12 protein-coding genes are annotated in these 17230 nt (G+C 73.7%); 6 read left to right on the top strand and 6 right to left on the bottom strand.

Annotated elements, in window-relative coordinates:
- Positions 1-4 precede the first annotated feature (4 nt).
- The 3 genes from E0W78_RS15385 to E0W78_RS15375 all read right to left on the bottom strand — a co-directional run bounded on the left by E0W78_RS15385 (position 5) and on the right by E0W78_RS15375 (position 2580).
- Positions 5-1723, bottom strand: coding sequence for a DEAD/DEAH box helicase (locus tag E0W78_RS15385; RefSeq protein WP_131404815.1), 1719 nt, complete (start codon positions 1721-1723; stop codon positions 5-7).
- Entirely contained in the window at positions 1716-1970 is a 255-nt protein-coding gene (locus E0W78_RS15380; protein WP_242686382.1) for a DUF3039 domain-containing protein, read from the bottom strand. Before E0W78_RS15380 ends, E0W78_RS15385 begins: the two co-directional genes overlap by 8 nt.
- Before the next feature lie 61 nt (positions 1971-2031).
- Entirely contained in the window at positions 2032-2580 is a 549-nt protein-coding gene (locus E0W78_RS15375) for a YqgE/AlgH family protein (RefSeq protein ID WP_131404813.1), read from the bottom strand.
- 17 nt (positions 2581-2597) lie between these two features.
- On the opposite strand from E0W78_RS15375, the gene E0W78_RS15370 reads away from it, so the two are divergent.
- The gene (locus E0W78_RS15370) at positions 2598-3374 is read left to right on the top strand and encodes a MerR family transcriptional regulator (RefSeq protein WP_131404812.1); all 777 of its coding nucleotides are present in this window, start codon (positions 2598-2600) and stop codon (positions 3372-3374) included.
- On the opposite strand, the gene E0W78_RS15365 is transcribed toward E0W78_RS15370, so the two are convergent.
- A complete protein-coding gene (locus E0W78_RS15365; protein ID WP_165570535.1) occupies positions 3361-4371 on the bottom strand; it encodes a DUF3048 domain-containing protein in 1011 nt (336 codons plus the stop codon). The genes E0W78_RS15370 and E0W78_RS15365 overlap by 14 nt on opposite strands.
- 289 nt (positions 4372-4660) lie before the next feature.
- Between E0W78_RS15365 and E0W78_RS15360 the strand changes: the two genes are divergently transcribed.
- The 3 genes from E0W78_RS15360 to E0W78_RS15350 all read left to right on the top strand — a co-directional run bounded on the left by E0W78_RS15360 (position 4661) and on the right by E0W78_RS15350 (position 10854).
- The gene (locus tag E0W78_RS15360) at positions 4661-9148 is read left to right on the top strand and encodes a DEAD/DEAH box helicase (protein ID WP_131404843.1); all 4488 of its coding nucleotides are present in this window, start codon (positions 4661-4663) and stop codon (positions 9146-9148) included.
- Complete coding sequence (locus E0W78_RS15355) at positions 9141-9920, top strand: DNA-formamidopyrimidine glycosylase family protein (protein ID WP_131404810.1); 780 nt, start codon at positions 9141-9143, stop codon at positions 9918-9920. The genes E0W78_RS15360 and E0W78_RS15355 overlap by 8 nt, the downstream gene beginning before the upstream one ends.
- 172 nt (positions 9921-10092) lie before the next feature.
- A complete protein-coding gene (locus tag E0W78_RS15350) occupies positions 10093-10854 on the top strand; it encodes an alpha/beta hydrolase (RefSeq protein WP_131404809.1) in 762 nt (253 codons plus the stop codon).
- 63 nt (positions 10855-10917) lie between these two features.
- On the opposite strand, the gene E0W78_RS15345 is transcribed toward E0W78_RS15350, so the two are convergent.
- A complete protein-coding gene (locus tag E0W78_RS15345) occupies positions 10918-12381 on the bottom strand; it encodes an NAD(P)/FAD-dependent oxidoreductase (protein ID WP_131404808.1) in 1464 nt (487 codons plus the stop codon).
- 169 nt (positions 12382-12550) lie between these two features.
- Here E0W78_RS15345 and E0W78_RS15340 point away from each other — a divergent pair, with 169 nt between their 5' ends.
- Together E0W78_RS15340 and E0W78_RS15335 are read left to right on the top strand one after the other, a co-directional pair.
- On the top strand, positions 12551-14821 hold the full coding sequence (locus E0W78_RS15340) for a SpoIIE family protein phosphatase (RefSeq protein WP_131404807.1): 2271 nt from the start codon (positions 12551-12553) through the stop codon (positions 14819-14821).
- Between the two features lie 48 nt (positions 14822-14869).
- Positions 14870-16327, top strand: coding sequence for an NCS2 family permease (locus E0W78_RS15335; protein ID WP_131404806.1), 1458 nt, complete (start codon positions 14870-14872; stop codon positions 16325-16327).
- Positions 16328-16378: 51 nt separating this feature from the next.
- On the opposite strand, the gene E0W78_RS15330 is transcribed toward E0W78_RS15335, so the two are convergent.
- Complete coding sequence (locus E0W78_RS15330) at positions 16379-17128, bottom strand: ZIP family zinc transporter (protein ID WP_131404805.1); 750 nt, start codon at positions 17126-17128, stop codon at positions 16379-16381.
- Positions 17129-17230 lie beyond the last annotated feature (102 nt).

The raw sequence follows: 17230 nt of genomic DNA, 5'->3' as shown, positions 1-17230 counted from the left end.
GCGTCTAGCCGGACGCCTTGAGGGCCCAGGTGCGCAGCGTCTCGATGCGCTCCTTGAGCTGCTTGACCGACGCCTGCGCGGCCGGCGGACCGCCGCAGGACGAGCGCAGCCGGTTGTGCGTGACGCCGTGCGGCTCACCGGTGCGGTGGTGCCAGGCGCCGACGAGCGCGTGCAGCTCGCGGCGCAGCGCGCTGGTCTCCTCGTGCGCGGCCATCCGGTCGGCCTCGGGGTCGGGCGCGGCCACGCCGGCGGCCTTCTTCTGCTGGGCGCGCTTGGACCGGGCCGACTTGAGCAGCTCGGCGACCTGGTCGGGCTCGAGCAGGCCGGGGATGCCGATGAAGTCCAGCTCCTCCTCGCTGCCGGGCTGCACGAACGTGTCGTGCCCGTACTCGCCGCCGTCGAACAGCACGCGGTCGAACGAGGCGTCGCTGCCCAGCGCGGCGAACGTGCCGAGCTCGAGCTCGCCGGACGCCTTGGTGTCCTGCTCGGCCTTGGCCAGCATCTCGGCCTCGGCGGCGAACAGGTCGTCCTCGTCCTTGACCGGACGTCCGATGACGTGGTCGCGCTCCTGCTCCATGCCGCCGGCGTACGACAGCAGCAGCGGCACGCTGGGCACGAAGATGGACGCCGTCTCCCCGCGGCGGCGGGCGCGCACGAAGCGGCCCACGGCCTGGGCGAAGAACAGCGGGGTCGAGGTGGCGGTGGCGTAGACGCCCACGGCCAGGCGCGGGATGTCGACGCCCTCGGAGACCATGCGCACCGCGACCATCCAGCGCTTGTCGCTGTCGGAGAACTCGGCGATGCGCTCGCTGGCGCCCGCCTCGTCGGACAGGACGATCGTGGGCAGCTCGCCGGTGATCTCCTTGAGCAGCTTGGCGTAGGCGCGCGCCGACTCCTGGTCGGAGGCGATGACGAGCCCGCCGGCGTCGGGCACGTGGCGGCGGACCTCGTCCAGGCGGCGGTTGGCCCCGTCGAGGACGGCCGGCATCCACGCGCCCTTGGGGTCGAGCGCGGTGCGCAGCGCCTGGGCAGCCAGGTCGCGGGTCATCGGCTCGCCGAGGTTGGCCGAGATCTCGTCGCCCGCGCGCGTGCGCCAGTGCATCTCGCCGGCGTACGCCATGAACAGCACCGGGCGGACGACGCCGTCGCGCAGCGCGTCGCCGTAGCCGTAGGAGTAGTCGGCGACGCTCGCGACCGAGCCGTCGTCCTGCGGGGCGTAGGTGACGAACGGGATGGGGTTCTCGTCGGAGCGGAACGGGGTGCCGGTCAGGCAGATGCGCCGCACCGCCGGGTCGCACGCCTCGCCCACCGCGTCGCCCCAGGCCAGGGCGTCGCCGGCGTGGTGCACCTCGTCGAGGATCACCACGGTGCGCGCCCGCTCCATGCGCACGCGGAAGCCGTTGGGGTTCGCGGCCAGGCCGGCGTACGTCACGGCGAAGCCGTTGAACTCCTTGCCGAGCACCCCGCGGCCACCCATCGAGGGGTCGAGCCGGATGCCGAAGCGATGGGCCGCGTTGGCCCACTGCGTCTTCAGGTGATCGGTCGGGGCGACGACCACGACGCGCTCGACGACGCCACGGGCCAGCAGGTCGGCGGCGAGGGTCAGCGCGAAGGTCGTCTTGCCGGCGCCGGGCGTGGCGACCGCGAGGAAGTCGCGCGGCTGCGTGCGCTGGTACTTCTCGAGGGCGGCCGCCTGCCAGGCGCGGAGGCCGGCGCTACTCACCCTGCGGAGCGTCGTCGTTCAGGGAGGCCCAGATGTCCTTGCACTCAGGGCAGACCGGGAACTTCTCGGGCGCCCGGCTGGGCACCCAGACCTTCCCGCACAGCGCGACGACGGGCGTGCCCATGACCATGGCCTCGGTCAGCTCGTCCTTCGGCACGTAGTGCGAGAACCGCTCGTGGTCACCATCGTCCGTGCGCAGGTCGGTGCGCTCGTCATGGACCGTCTGCGTACCGCCGCCGCCGAAGATCGTCACGTCCGGGAGTCTAACCCGGCGACCCCGCCCGACCGAAGCGCGCGACCGCGCCGGGTCAGTTCTCGGAGGGGTCGTCGGGGAACGTCGCCAGGAAGCGCGCGTCCCCCTCCTGGCGGCGCAGCACGGTGCGCCACAGGTTCTCCGGCTGCGGGGTCAGGACGTCCTCGTCGTGGGCCTCGGTGACCAGCCACGAGCCCTCGGCGATCTCGTCCTCCAGCTGGCCGGCGCCCCACCCGGCGTACCCGGCGAAGACCCGCAGGCCCAGCAGCTCGGTGGCGTCCGGCACGGGGCCGTCAAGGTCCACCAGGCCGAACCGACCGGTCATTGGGCGGAACCCCTCGGGGCTCGAGCCGGCCGGCACCACGGCCACCGCGAGCGCGGAGTCCATCGACACCGGGCCACCCTCGAACAGGCAGTCCGGGGCGCCGACGAGCGCCGACCACGAGGGCAGGACGTCGTCGACGTCCGCGTGCGTCGGGTGGTTGACGATGACGCCCAGGGCGCCCTCCTCGTCGTGGTCGAGCAGGAAGACGACGCTGCGGCGGAACGGCCCGCTCTCCACCGAGGGGGTCGCCACCAGGAGGCGTCCGCGCATCGAGTCCATGCCCCTATGATGCCCACATGTCGCACGGAGCGCCCGCGTCCGAGGAGTTCACGATCGACGAGCTGGCCCAGCGCGCCGACATGACCGTGCGCAACGTCCGGGCGTACTCGGGTCGTGGGCTCATCCCGCCGCCCCGCCTGGAGGGCCGCACCGGCTACTACAACCAGGCCCACCTGCAGAAGCTGCGCCTCGTGCGCGAGCTGCTCGACCGCGGCTACACGCTCGCGGCGGTGGAGAAGGCGATGCTGTCGAACCCGTCGACGGCCAGCTCCCACGCGCTCGACCTGCTCCAGGTGCTCGACTCCCCCGGCCACGAGGAGGAGCCCGAGCAGATGTCGCGCGACGCGCTCGCCGCCCTCGCCGGGGTCGGCCGCGACGACGCGCTCATCGACGCCCTGGTCGAGTACGGGCTCGCCGAGCACGTCGACGACGACATGGTGCGGCTGCTGTCGCCGACCGTCGTCCGCGCCGGTGCCGCGGCGGTCGCGCTCGGCCTGTCGACCACGACGGTCATGGCGCTGTTCCCGCTCATGCGCGAGTCGCTCAGCCGCATCGCCGACGCGTTCGTGGCCAGCACGGTCGACGAGATCGTCCAGCCGTTCCTGGACGCCGGCATGCCCGAGGGCCAGTGGCCGGACGTCGTCGCGGTCGTGGAGCGGCTCATCCCCGTCGCCAGCCAGGTGACGCTGGGCATCTTCCGCCGCCAGCTCGGCCAGGCGATCGAGCACGAGCTCGGCGAGAAGCTCGCCGAGCTCGGCTACGGCACCCCCGAGGAGCCGGTCAGCGGGTCGTGACCGACCCGGTCTCCTTGGGCACCAGCTCGATCCAGGTGCGGCCCGGGTCGACCGTGAAGCCCTTGCCGTCGGCGGTCTTGAGCGAGATCGTCGAGCCCAGCGTGCGCTTGCTCCACGTGCCCTCGACGACGCCGCCGTCGGCGCGCAGCAGCGTCGCGCGGCCCTGGCCCTTGAAGACCGTCTCGGGCACCGGGTTGCCGCCCGGGTCGCGGTAGCCGGCGTCCTTCACGTCCGCGCTGAGCACGAGCAGCGACGTGGCGCGGAACTCCTGGCCCGACGCGGCGTGGCCGTTCTGCCGCGTCCAGGTGCCGCCCTTGCGGGCCCACTCGGTGGTGTGGCTGCTGGAGAAGCGGACGCTGGCGCGCGAGGCGGTCTTGGCCGCCGCCACCGGCTTCGTGCCCTTGGCCGTCCACGGCAGGTAGTCGCGGGTCACCTCGGCCTCGCCGGCCTTGGCCGCGACCTGGCGCAGGTCCATGAGCCGGTCGTACGGCGCCCGCTTGGCGGGGTCGCGCGTGAAGCCCGGGGCTCCGTTGTCCTCGGACCAGACCTTCACGTCCGCGCGGTCGAGCACCGCGTACGCCTTCTGCGCGCCGCCGGAGGCGACGACCTGGCCCTCGACCGGGGCGGCGATGCCGGCGTCGGTGCCGCGCAGCGACCGGACGTGACCGATCTTGGAGGGCACCTTGGCGTGGTAGATCGCGGCCAGGCGGGTGATGCCGCCCTCGACCATCTCCTCGACGACCAGGTCGGCGTGGTGGACGCCGTACTGCGGCTCGCCGCTGCTGGAGTTCTCGATCTTCACCACGAAGGGCGGGTTCTTCGGCAGGCCGCCGGGCACGTCCAGGCCGGTCAGCGGGGACCGGGCGACGAGGGTGGCGCCGCCGCGCTCGTCGGCGTCCGGGCTGGGCTTGGCGCCGGGCTTCTCGTCGGAGGAGCACGCCGTGAGGGCGAGGCCGGCGACGAGCAGGGCGGATAGCAGGGTGGTGCGAGACGTCATGGTGCACAAGCATGCACGAGGACGCCTGAGAATCCGGGCACGGCACCCGGCTCGCCGTGCGGTGTCGGTGCGTCCTGCCACCATGAAGGCCACATGACCGAGCGAAGCGAGCGAACGAAGGGCACCGTCGCGGGCGGGCGTCCGTACCGTGCGCTCTTCACGGAGGCATGCCCGTGACCGAGCGAAGCGAGCGAACGAAGGGCACCGTCGCGGGCGGGCGTCCGTACCGTGCGCTCTTCACGGAGGCATGCCCGTGAGCAAGCGAACGAAGGGCACCGTCGACGGCCCGATGGCCGGCTTCGCGCCGGCCACCCGGGAGTGGTTCGAGCGCTCCTTCAGCGCGCCCACGCCCGCCCAGCTCGGCGCCTGGGACGGCGCCGCGCGCGGCGACCACCTGCTCGTGGTGGCGCCGACCGGCTCGGGCAAGACGCTGGCGGCGTTCCTGTCGTCCATCGACCGGCTCATGCGCCGCCCGCTCGACGCCGAGCGCACCGGCACCCGCGTCCTCTACGTCTCGCCGCTCAAGGCGCTGGCGGTCGACGTCGAGCGCAACCTGCGCTCGCCGCTGGTCGGCATCACCCAGACGGCGCTGCGCCGCGGCGAGGAGCTGCACCCGGTCACCGTGGGCATCCGGTCCGGCGACACCCCGCAGGCCGAGCGGCGCAAGCTCGTCACCAGCCCGCCCGACGTGCTCATCACCACGCCGGAGTCGCTCTACCTCATGCTCACGTCCGCGGCCCGCGAGACGCTGCGCGACGTCGACACCGTCATCGTCGACGAGATCCACGCCGTGGCCGGCACCAAGCGCGGCGCACACCTCGCGCTCTCGCTCGAGCGGCTCGACGACCTGCTCGGACGTCCGGCCCAGCGCATCGGGCTGAGCGCCACGGTCCGGCCGCACGACGAGGTCGCCCGGTTCCTCGGCGGCCGCGCCCCCGTGCGGGTGGTCGCGCCGGAGTCGCCCTCGCGGCTCGAGCTCGGCGTCGTCGTGCCCGTCGAGGACATGACGTCCATCCCCGCCCCCAAGCGCGAGGAGGGCAGCGGCGCGCGTCCGCTCGACGACGACCAGCCCGCCGGCAGCATCTGGCCGCACGTCGAGGAGCACGTGCTCGACCAGGTGCTCGGCCAGCGCTCGACCATCGTCTTCGTCAACTCGCGCGGCCTGTCCGAGCGGCTGACCGCCCGGCTCAACGAGCTGTACGCCGAACGCCAGGGCGAGGGGGCCGAGAAGACGCTGGTCGCCCGGGCCCACCACGGCTCGGTGAGCAAGGAGCAGCGCGCGATCATCGAGGACGACCTCAAGACCGGGCGGCTGCGCTGCGTCGTCGCCACGTCCAGCCTCGAGCTCGGCATCGACATGGGCGCGGTCGACCTGGTCGTGCAGGTCGCCTCGCCGCCGTCCGTGGCGAGCGGCCTGCAGCGCGTCGGCCGCGCCGGCCACCAGGTCGGCGAGGTCTCGCGCGGCCTGGTCTACCCCCGCACGCGGCACGAGCTGCTCGGTGCGGCCGTCACCGCCGAGCGCATGCAGGCCGGCCTGCTCGAGGCCATCTCGGTGCCGGCCAACCCGCTCGACATCCTGGCCCAGCAGACCGTCGCCGCCTGCGCGCTGGGGCCGCTCGACGCCGAGGAGTGGTTCGAGACCGTCCGCCGCAGCGCGCCGTTCGCCACCCTGCCCCGCTCGGCCTACGAGGCGACCCTCGACCTGCTCAGCGGCCGCTACCCCTCCGACGAGTTCGCCGAGCTGCGTCCCCGGGTCGTGTGGGACCGCGACGGGGCCACGCTCACCGGCCGGCCCGGTGCGCAGCGGCTGGCCGTGACCAGCGGCGGCACGATCCCCGACCGCGGCCTGTTCACCGTCACGCTGCCCGAGGGCGAGGAGCAGTCCCGCGGGCCGCGCAAGGTCGGCGAGCTGGACGAGGAGATGGTCTACGAGTCGCGCGTCAACGACGTGTTCGCGCTCGGGGCCACCAGCTGGCGCATCCAGGAGATCACCCACGACCGGGTCGTGGTCACCCCCGCGCCGGGCCAGCCGGGCAAGCCCCCGTTCTGGCACGGCGACAACGAGGGACGTCCGGCCGAGCTCGGCGAGGCGATGGGCTCGTTCGTCCGCGAGATCACCTCCGGCACCACCAAGCAGGCCCGCGCCCGGGGCGAGGCGGCCGGTCTCGACCGCTTCTCGGTCGACAACCTGCTCGCGTTCCTGGAGGAGCAGCGCGGCGCCACCGGAGTGCTGCCGACCGACCGGCGCCTGGTGGTCGAGCGCTTCCGCGACGAGCTGGGCGACTGGCGGGTCGTGCTGCACTCGCCGTACGGACGCCGGGTCCACGCCCCGTGGGCGCTGGCCGTGGCCGCCCGCATCCTGGAGCGGCACGGCATCGACGGGTCGGTCGTCGCCTCCGACGACGGCATCGTCGCGCGCATCCCCGACACCGAGTCCGAGCCGCCGGGCGCCGACCTGTTCGTCTTCGACGCCGACGAGCTCGACCGCCTGGTCACCGACGAGGTGGGTGGCTCGGCGCTGTTCGCGGCGCGGTTCCGCGAGTGCGCCGCCCGCGCGCTGCTGCTCCCCCGGCGCAACCCGGGCAAGCGCTCGCCGCTGTGGCAGCAGCGTCAGCGCTCGGCCCAGCTGCTCGACGTGGCCCGCAAGTTCCCGACCTTCCCGATCCTGCTCGAGACCGCGCGCGAGTGCCTGCAGGACGTCTACGACCTGCCGGCGCTGGACGCGCTGGCCCGGCGCATCGCGTCCCGCCAGGTCGAGATCGCCGAGGTGACCACCGAGAAGGCGTCGCCGTTCGCCCACACGCTGCTGTTCGGCTACGTCGCGTCCTTCCTCTACGAGGGCGACACCCCGCTGGCCGAGCGGCGCGCGTCCGCCCTGTCCCTCGACCCCGCCCTGCTCTCGGAGCTGCTGGGCCGGGCCGACCTGCGCGAGCTGCTCGACCCCGAGGTGCTGAAGCAGACCGAGGCCGAGCTGCAGCGGCTCACCGACGAGCGCCGGGCCAAGGACGCCGAGGGCGTCGCCGACCTGCTCCGCCTGCTCGGTCCGCTGACCGCCGACGAGGTCGTCGAGCGCACCGTCGAGCGCGACCCCGCGTCGGCCAGGAGCTGGCTGGACGAGCTGACCTCCGCTCGCCGCGTCGTCGAGCTGTCCGTGGCCGGCGAGCAGCGCTGGGCCACCGTGGAGGCGGTCGGTCGTCTGCGCGACGGGCTGGGCGTCGCCGTGCCCGTCGGCGTCCCCGAGGCGTTCCTCGACCCGGCCGACGACCCGCTGGGCGACCTGCTCGGCCAGTACGCCCGCACCCACGGCCCGTTCACCGCCCGCGACGTCGCCGCCCGGCTCGGGCTCGGCGAGGCGGTGGCCCGCGACCAGCTGCGTCGCCTCGCCCGCGACGGACGTCTCGTCGAGGGCGAGTTCCGGCCGGCCTCCACCGGCACCGAGTGGGTGTCCCCCGACGTCCTGCGCCGGCTGCGCTCGCGCTCGCTCGCCGCCGCCCGGCAGCAGGTCGAGCCGGTCGACACCGCGACGTTCGCCCGCTTCCTCGTCTCCTGGCAGTCCGCCGACCGGTCGCTGCGCGGCGTCGACGGCGTCATGACCGTCGTCGACCAGCTCGCCGGCCTGCCGCTGCCCGCCTCGGCCTGGGAGTCGCTCGTGCTGCCCAGCCGCGTGGCCGACTACTCCCCCGCGATGCTCGACGAGCTGACCGCCGGCGGCGAGGTCGTCTGGAGCGGCGCCGGCACGCTGCCCGGCCGCGACGGCTGGGTGCGGCTGCACCCGGCCGACCTCGTCCTGCCGCACGAGTCGGCGCACGAGCCCGACGCGCTCCAGCAGCGTCTGCTCGAGGCGCTCGGCGACGGCGGCGGCCACTTCTTCCGCCGCCTGGCCGACGACGTCGCGGCGCTGAGCGAGGACCCGGTCACCGACGCCCAGGTCGAGGACGCCCTGTGGGAGCTGGTCTGGGCCGGCCGGGTCAGCAACGACACGCTCGCCCCGCTGCGCACCTACGTCGGCGGGCGCGGCGCCCACCGCACCACCCGGCAGCCGCCGCGGTCGCGCCTGCACCGCGGTCGCCCCGCGCGTCCGGCCCGGGTCGCGCGCGCCGGCCTGCCCACCGTGAGCGGACGCTGGTACGTGCTGCCCGACACCGGCCTCGACCCCACGCAGGCGGCGCTCGCGCGGGCCGAGGTGCTGCTCGACCGCTACGGCGTCGTGACCCGCGGCTCGGTCCAGGCCGAGCAGGTGCCGGGTGGCTTCGCCGGGGTCTACCGCGTGCTGCGCGAGCTCGAGCAGGGCGGACGTGCGCTGCGCGGCTACTTCGTGGAGTCGTTGGGCGCGGCCCAGTTCGCCGCGTCGGCGACGATCGACCGGCTGCGCTCGCACGACCGCGACGACGACGCCCCCACGGCCGACGCCGCCGTCGTGCTGGCGGCCACCGACCCGGCGAACCCGTACGGCGCCTCGCTCGGCTGGCCCGAGCGCCCCGACGCCGAGTCCAAGCACCGGCCCGGGCGCAAGTCCGGCGCGCTCGTCGCGCTGCACGACGGGCACCTCGTGGCCTACCTGGAGCGGGGTGGGCGCACGGTGCTCACGTTCACCGACGACGCCGCCCGGCTCGCGGCCGCCGCGTCCGCGCTGGCCTCCGCCGTCCGCGGCCGCCGCATCGAGCGGCTGTCGGTGGAGACCGTCGACGGCGGCACCACGACGTCCACGCCGTTCGGCGAGGCGCTCGTGGAGGCCGGGTTCGAGCGGGCCCCGAAGGGGGTGCGGCTGCGTGCCTGAGGGCGACACCGTCTGGCGCACCGCGCACCGGCTGAACGACGCGCTCGCCGGCCGCGCCCTCACGGTCAGCGACTTCCGGGTGCCGGCCTTCGCCACCCTCGACCTGACCGGCCAGGTGGTCGAGAGCGCCGTCAGCCGCGGCAAGCACCTGCTCGTCCGCACGCCCGAGGTGTCCATCCACTCGCACCTGAAGATGGAGGGCGCCTGGCACGTCTACAAGCTCGACACCCGCTGGCGGCGGCCCGCCCACTCGGCCCGCGCCGTGCTGGCCAACGAGGAGTGGCAGGCCGTCGGATTCTCGCTCGGCGTGCTCGAGGTGCTCGACCGCGACGCGGAGGCCGACGCGATGGCCTACCTCGGCCCCGACCTGCTCGGCCCCGACTGGGACCTCGACGAGGCCGTCCGCCGCGTCGGCGCCGACCCCGCCCGGCCGGTGTTCACCGCGCTGCTCGACCAGCGCAACCTGGCCGGCTTCGGCAACGAGTACGTCAACGAGATCTGCTTCCTGCACGGCCTGCTGCCGACCCGTCCGGTCGGTGACGTCGCGGACCTGCGCCGCGTCGTCTCGCGCGGGCACCGGCTGCTCGACCTCAACAAGGCCCGCATCGAACGCGCGTTCACCGGCAGCACCCGGCCTGGCGAGGAGCGCTGGGTCTACTCGCGCGAGGGCAAGCCCTGCCGCCGGTGCGGCACGCGCATCCGCAAGGGCTCGCTCGGCGACTCGCCGCTCACCGAGCGGGACACGTACTGGTGCCCGCACTGCCAGACCTGAGTCGTCACGAGCCGGGCCCGGCGGACCGGTCCGCTGCTAGCGTGGCGGGGTCCGTGCGAGAGGTCGAGGAGGTGGTCCGCGTGAACACGACGACGTGGGCGCTCCTCGGTGGAGTCACGGTCGGACGCTAGGTCGTCCGGAGCGCCCTCCACGGCACTCGAAAGGCACGACCATGCACCTCATCTCCGAGCGACGTCTCGACGACGTCGTCGAACGCCGGTTCACCCTCGGCGAGATCCCCGGCATCCTCTGGCTGCCGGCGTCCGCCTCCGCGGCGGAGCCCGTCCCCCTCGTCCTGGCCGGCCAGCCCGGCGGCTTCAGCCTCGAGCAGACCCACGCACGCATGCTCGCTCGCGCCGGGCACGCCGCCCGGGCCGGTCTCGCGACCATCACCCTCGAGCTGCCGGGCAGCGGTGACCGGCCCCGGCCGTCCGGCGTGGACGAGGCGCGCGCCCAGGTGCGCGCGTCCCTGACCGCCGGCGAGCCGGTCGGCGAGGACGTCATCGACCGTCTCGTCCTCCCGCTCGTCGACCGGGCCGTCCCCGAGTGGCAGTCGCTGCTGGACGCCGTGCTCGACCTGCCCGAGCTCACGGACCGCATCGCGTGCTCGGGCGGGGTCGTGTCGATCGCGGTGCGGCTCGCCGCGACCGATCCCCGCGTCCGGGCCGCCGTCCTGTTCGCCGGCAGCCTCGTGCCCCGGTCGATCCTGCGGGAGGCGCGCGACGTCACGGTCCCGGTGCACGTCCTGCTGCAGTGGGACGACGAGCACAACGACCGGGCCCGGTCGCTGGAGCTGTTCGACGCGCTCGGCTCGCCGGAGAAGACGCTGAACGCCAACCTGGGCGGGCACACGGGCGTCCCGGCCCATGCCGGCGCGGAGGCGACGCGGTTCCTCGTGCGCCACCTCGGCCCGTCCGCGGCAGGCGGCGCCTGACGGGCTCCCGGGACGGCACGAGCCCGCGACCGAGTCGGTCGCGGGCTCGTGCGGCAGCCGGGTCTAGGCCACGCCGACCGGCTTGCGGACGCTGTACTCGATCTCCTCGTCCAGGCGCAGGCGCTTGGCGTCACGCGAGTCGAGCACCCAGTTCTGCCGGACCAGCCACGGGGCGCGGCTCCCCTGCTTGGGCAGCCGGTCGTTGGCGCGGGCCAGGTAGTTGGACTTCAGCTCCATCGGCGGGCGCAGCTCGCCGACGTCGGTGCGCGGGCGCGGCGTGCCGTACTCGTAGCCCTGCTCGCGCAGGTGGCGCAGGAAGCGGCCGGCGAAGACCGCGGTGAGGTCGGCACGCAGCGTCCAGGACGCGTTGGAGTAGCCCAGCGCGTAGACCAGGTTCGGCACGCCGTCGAGCATCGCGCCGCGGTAGAGCACCTTCTCGCCGAGCTGCACCGGCTCGCCGTCGACGTCGATCTCGACGCCGTCGAAGGCGGCGACCTGCAGGCCGGTCGCGCTCACCACGACATCGGCCTCGATCTCCTCGCCCGAGCACAGCCGGACGCCCTTCTCGGTGAACCGCTCGACCTGGTCGGTGACGATCGACGCCTCGCCCCGGCGCAGCGCACCGAAGAAGTCGCCGTCGGGCACCAGGCACAACCGCTGGTCCCACGGGTCGTAGCGCGGCGCGAAGTGCACGTCGACCGGGTAGCCGTCGGGCAGCTGCCGGGCGGCGAGCTTCTGCAGGATGCGGCGGGACGCCTTCGGGAAGGCACGGCAGAACAGGTAGAAGCCCAGCGTCGTGACCGCCTTGTAGACGCGCGCGGCGCGGTGGGCGAGCCCCGCCGGCAGCTTGCCGCGCAACGCGTCGGCCACCTTGTCACGGCCGGGCAGGGCCATGACGTAGGAGGGCGAGCGCTGCAGCATCGTCACGTGCTCGGCGGTCCCGGCCATCGACGGCACGAGCGTCACCGCGGTCGCGCCGCTGCCGATGACCAGCACCTTCTTGCCCGCGTAGTCGAGGTCCTCGGGCCAGAACTGGGGCACGACGACCTGCCCGCGGTAGTCCTGCATGCCGGGGAAGTCGGGCACGAACGCCTCGCCGTAGCGGTAGTAGCCCGTGCCGGCGAAGATCATCGACGCGGTGATCGTGACCGGCCCGTCGGCGGTCGCCGACGTGATCGTCCAGCGCGCGTCGGCCGACGACCAGCTCAGCGCGGTGACGCGGTGGCCGTAGCGGATGTGATCGGCGATGCCGTTCTCCTCGGCCGTCTGCCGGATGTACTCACGGATCGAGGCGCCGTCCGACAGCGACTTCTCCCCCGTCCACGGCCGGAACGGGTAGGCCAGGGTGAACATGTCGGAGTCGGAGCGGACGCCGGGGTACCGGAACAGGTCCCAGGTGCCGCCGAGCGCGTCACGGCCCTCCAGCACGGCGTACGTGACGCCCGGGTTGGCCTCGAGGATGCGGTACGCCCCGTCGATGCCGGAGAGGCCCGCCCCGATCACGACGACGTCCAGGTGCTCAGTCATGGCGTCAATGTAACACTCCCAATGTCACATAGCCACGGTTCACGATCGGGGGATGCTGGGCACCGTGGGATAGGTTGGTTCGGAACGAGTCGCGCCCGCCAGTCGCAAGGAGCTTCATGCGCCCCTCCGCCCGTGGCACCGCGCTGCCCCTGAGCGAGTCCTCAGCCGCATGACCGACACCGACCCGGCGCTCGTCCCGAACCGGGAGGCGCACACCCCGGCGTACGACACGCCCAACCTCACCACCTGCGACCGCGAGCCGATCCACATCCCCGGCGCGATCCAGCCGCACGGCGTCCTGGTGGCGCTCGACAAGCACGGACGCGTCGCGGTCGCCAGCGCGAACAGCGACCGCCACCTCGGCCTTCCGGCCCCCGAGCTGGTGGGCCTGACCCTCGCCGAGGCCCTCGGCCCCGCGGCCGACGCGGGCGTCGCCAGCCTCGCCGAGCGCGGCGAGCCCGGCGAGCCGGTCCGCGTCGTCATGGACACCGGCCGCGGCGACCTCGACCAGCGACTCGTGGACGTCCTGACCCACCAGTCCGGCGAGCACCTCGTCGTCGAGGTCGAGCCGGTCGCGAGCTCGGGCACCCAGCACGTCTCCTACCGGGCCACCCGCTCGGCGGTCACCCGGCTCACCGCCGCCGCGTCCGTCGAGGACCTCACCCAGCGCCTCGCCCGCGAGATCCGCGAGCTCACCGGCTTCGACCGCGTCATGGTCTACCGCTTCGACGAGCAGTGGAACGGCGAGGTCGTGGCCGAGGAGAAGCTCGACCGGCTCAACTCGTTCAAGGGCCTGCACTACCCCGCGTCCGACATCCCCGCCCAGGCGCGCCGGCTCTACACGTCGAACTGGACCCGGCTGATCGCCGACATCGGCTACCGCCCCGTGCCGCTGCACCCCGTGCGCGACCCGGGCACCGGCCGCCCGCTCGACCTGTCGCACTCGGTGCTGCGCAGTGTCTCGCCGATCCACATCGAGTACCTGACCAACATGGGCGTCACGGCCTCGATGTCGGTCTCGATCGTCATCGACGGCGTGCTGTGGGGCCTCATCGCGTGCCACCACTACAGCGGCCCGCACCAGCCGTCGCTGGACGCCCGCTCGGCCGCGGAGTTCCTCGGCCAGACGGCGTCGACCCTCATCGCCGACCGCGAGCGCTCCGACCAGCGCGCGACCGTCCTGGCCGCCCGCTCGGTGCTTGCCGAGATCATCTCGTCGGTCTCCTCCGACCCGCGCACGCCGCACCAGGCGCTCATGTCGCACCCGTCGCTGCTGCCGCTGTTCGAGGCCACCGGCGCGGCGCTGCTCGCCGACGGCGAGATCACCACCGTCGGCGACGTGCCGCCGGAGACGGTGCTCACCCGGATCGCCGAGCTCATGGCGCCGCACCAGCACGACGGCGTCGCCTCCAGCCACCAGCTCAGCGAGCTCGACCCGGCGCTCGCCGAGCACAGCGACGTCGCCGCCGGCGCGTTCCGCATCGGCAACGGCCCCGACCGCTGGATGCTGCTCGTGCGCCCCGAGCGCCGCCAGGTCGTCGACTGGGGCGGAGACCCGACCAACAAGGCGATCGCCGCGGCCGAGGGCCCGGACGTGCGGCTCAGCCCGCGCAAGTCCTTCGAGAAGTGGCAGCAGGTCGTCAGCGGCCGCAGCCGGCCGTGGGAGGCCTGGCACGCCCAGACCGCCGCGGAGCTGCGCGCCCACATCGCCAACGTGCTCGTCCAGCGCACCCAGGAGCAGGTCAGCGTCGCGGAGTCGCTGCAGCGCAGCGTCGTGCCGCTCGAGGTGCCGCGCTTCGACGGCCTCGACCTCAGCGCGCTGTACCTCTCCGCCCCCGGCAGCCAGCTCGGCGGCGACTGGTGGGACGCGCTCGAGCTGCCCGACGGACGCGTGGCCGTGGTGGCGGGCGACGTCGCCGGGCACGGCGTGCGTGCCGCCGCCGCGATGGTGCAGGCCCGCACCGCCCTGCGCGCCTACCTGCTCGAGGGCCAGCCCCTCGGCCACTCGCTCGACCGGCTCGACAACCTCTTCGTCCGGCTGCTCGACGGCCACACCGCGACGGTCGTCGTGGTCGCGGTCGACCCCGGCAGCGGACGCACGGAGGTCGCCAGCGCCGGCCACCCGCCGGCCCTGCTCGTGAGCGGTGGACGCACCAGCGCCCTCGACCTCGGTCGGCGCCCGCTGCTCGGCGTCGGCGTCGTCGGTGGCGCCAGCGCGTCGGTGACGCTCGAGCCGGGCGACACGCTGCTGCTCTACAGCGACGGCGTCGTGGAGAACCGTGACGCGTCCATCGACGACTCGATCGCCCAGCTCGCGACCCTGGCCGGCACCGGTCCGGGCCCCGACCTGGAGGCGTGGGTGCGCCGGCTCGTCCGCGAGACCGACCCCACCCAGGGCGACGACCGCACGGCCGTCGCGGTGCGCCGCACGCCCTTCTGACGAAGATCACGTCCGAGCCCCGGCCGGGCTCTGCCAGACTTGTGCCCCGTGACCACACCTGACAGCGCGACGGCCGGGCCGCTCGATCGCTTCTTCAAGATCTCCCAGCGAGGGTCCAGCATCGGCACCGAGGTGCGCGGTGGCTTCGTCACCTTCTTCACGATGGCGTACATCATCGTGCTGAACCCGCTGATCCTCGGCTACGCGACCGACTCCGACGGCAGCTTCCTGGGCGGCGGGGCCGAGCCCAACCTGGCCGCGATCGCCGCCGGCACCTCGCTGGTCGCCGGCGTCATGAGCATCCTCATGGGCGTCGTGGCGAACTACCCGATGGCCATCGCCACCGGCCTGGGCCTCAACGCCTTCCTGGCCGTGGCCGTGGCGTCGCAGATGACCTGGGCCGACGCGATGGGCCTGGTCGTGCTCGAGGGCCTGGTCATCCTCGTCCTGGTGCTCACCGGCTTCCGCGAGGCGGTCTTCCACGCCGTGCCCGCGCAGCTGAAGATCGCGATCAGCGTCGGCATCGGCCTGTTCATCGCGCTCATCGGCTTCGTCGACGCGGGCTGGGTGCGCCGCATCCCGGACGCCGCCAACACCACCGTGCCGGTGCAGCTCGGCGCCACCGGCCAGCTCTCCGGCTGGCCCGTGCTCGTCTTCGCCATCGGCCTGGTCGCCGTCGTCGTGCTGTGGGTCCGCAAGGTCCGCGGCGCCATCCTCATGACCATCATCGGCACGACCGTGCTGGCGATCGTCGTGGAGTCGATCGTCGAGGCCGGCTCGTCGGCGGACTCGGCCAAGGGCTGGGCGCTCAACGTCCCCGCGTGGCCGGACAAGATCGTGGACGTCCCGGACTTCGGCACGCTCGGCGAGTTCAACCTGCTGGGCTCGTTCGAGTCGGTCGGCGTGGTCACCGCGGTGCTACTGATCTTCACCCTCATGCTCGCCGACTTCTTCGACACCATGGGCACGATGACGGCGATCGGCGCCGAGGCGAACCTGCTGCAGGAGGACGGCACCCCGCCGAACACCCGCCGCATCCTGGTCGTCGACTCGGTCGCCGCGGCCGCCGGCGGTGCCGCGGGCGTCTCGTCCAACACGTCCTACATCGAGTCCGCCTCGGGCGTCGGCGAGGGCGCGCGCACCGGCCTGGCCACGGTCGTCACCGGCCTGCTGTTCCTGGCCTCGATGTTCCTGGCGCCGCTGGTCAACATCATCCCCAGCGAGGCGGCCGTCCCCGCGCTCGTCCTGGTCGGCTTCCTGATGATGCAGCAGGTCGGCGGCATCGCGTGGAACGACGTCGAGATCGCGATCCCGGCCTTCCTCACCATCGCGCTCATGCCGTTCACCTACTCGATCTCGGTGGGCATCGGCGCCGGCTTCCTGGCCTACGTCGTCATCAAGGTCGCGGTCGGCAAGGTGCGCGAGGTGCACCCGCTCATGTGGGTGGTGGCGGCGCTCTTCGTCGTCTACTTCGCTATCAGCCCCATCACCGACCTGTTCAGCTAGAACCTGCCCGCGACGCCCCGGCACCGCCTCGGTGCCGGGGCGTCGTCGTGTCTAGGCGCGCTCGAGACCGAAGGCGATCATGAACCCGGCGGCGGCGATGAGCCCCGCGTAGAGGTGGGTCCGCTCGAACGCCTCCGGGATCATGGTGTCGGCGACCATGGCCAGGATGGCCCCGGCCGCGACGGCCGTGATGACGGCGATGGTGTCGGGCGAGGCGCCCTCGAGCAGCAGCACCCCGAGCATCCCGGCGAGTCCACTGGCCACGGCGATGCCGCCCCAGACGCCGAAGACGTACCGCGCGCTGCGTCCGTTGGCCTTCATGCCCGACGCGCTCGACAGGCCCTCGGGCAGGTTGGAGATGAAGATCGCCGCCAGCACCGGCACGCCCACTCCCCCGCCGCCCAGCAGGGTCAGCCCCAGCACCACGGACTCCGGGACGCCGTCGAGCAGCGCGCCGACGGCGATGGCCGCCCCGCTGCCCTCCTGCTCGTCCTCGGACGGCTGCTGCTCCTGCGACCGCTTGCGGTGGGCGGCTCCCCGGCGGGCGAGCGCGACGTTCGCGGCGACGTAGACGAGCGCGCCGCCGGCGAATCCGAGCAACGTCGGCACCAGCCCGCCGGTCGTTTCCGCCTCGTCCACCAGGTCGAACGACAGCGCCGAGATCAGCACGCCCGACCCGAACGCCATCACGGACGCCACCACGCGCTGCGGCACGTGCACGAACCACGCGATCGCCGCCCCGATGACGAGCGCGCCCCCTGCGAGCAGGCCCCACAGCCCTGCCTCCAGCCAGACCGGCATCCGTTCCCCTTCCGTTGCTCCCTGCACACAGTGCCCCAGGTCGGCCGTCCGCACACGTTGCCGGATCTCCGGACCGACGTAGCCTCGAAGCAGTCGTCGGGG

Origin of the sequence: Aeromicrobium sp. IC_218, from assembly GCF_004336805.1 — a bacterium.
Taxonomy (GTDB): domain Bacteria; phylum Actinomycetota; class Actinomycetes; order Propionibacteriales; family Nocardioidaceae; genus Aeromicrobium.
This window is presented reverse-complemented; position numbering and strand designations above follow the sequence as displayed.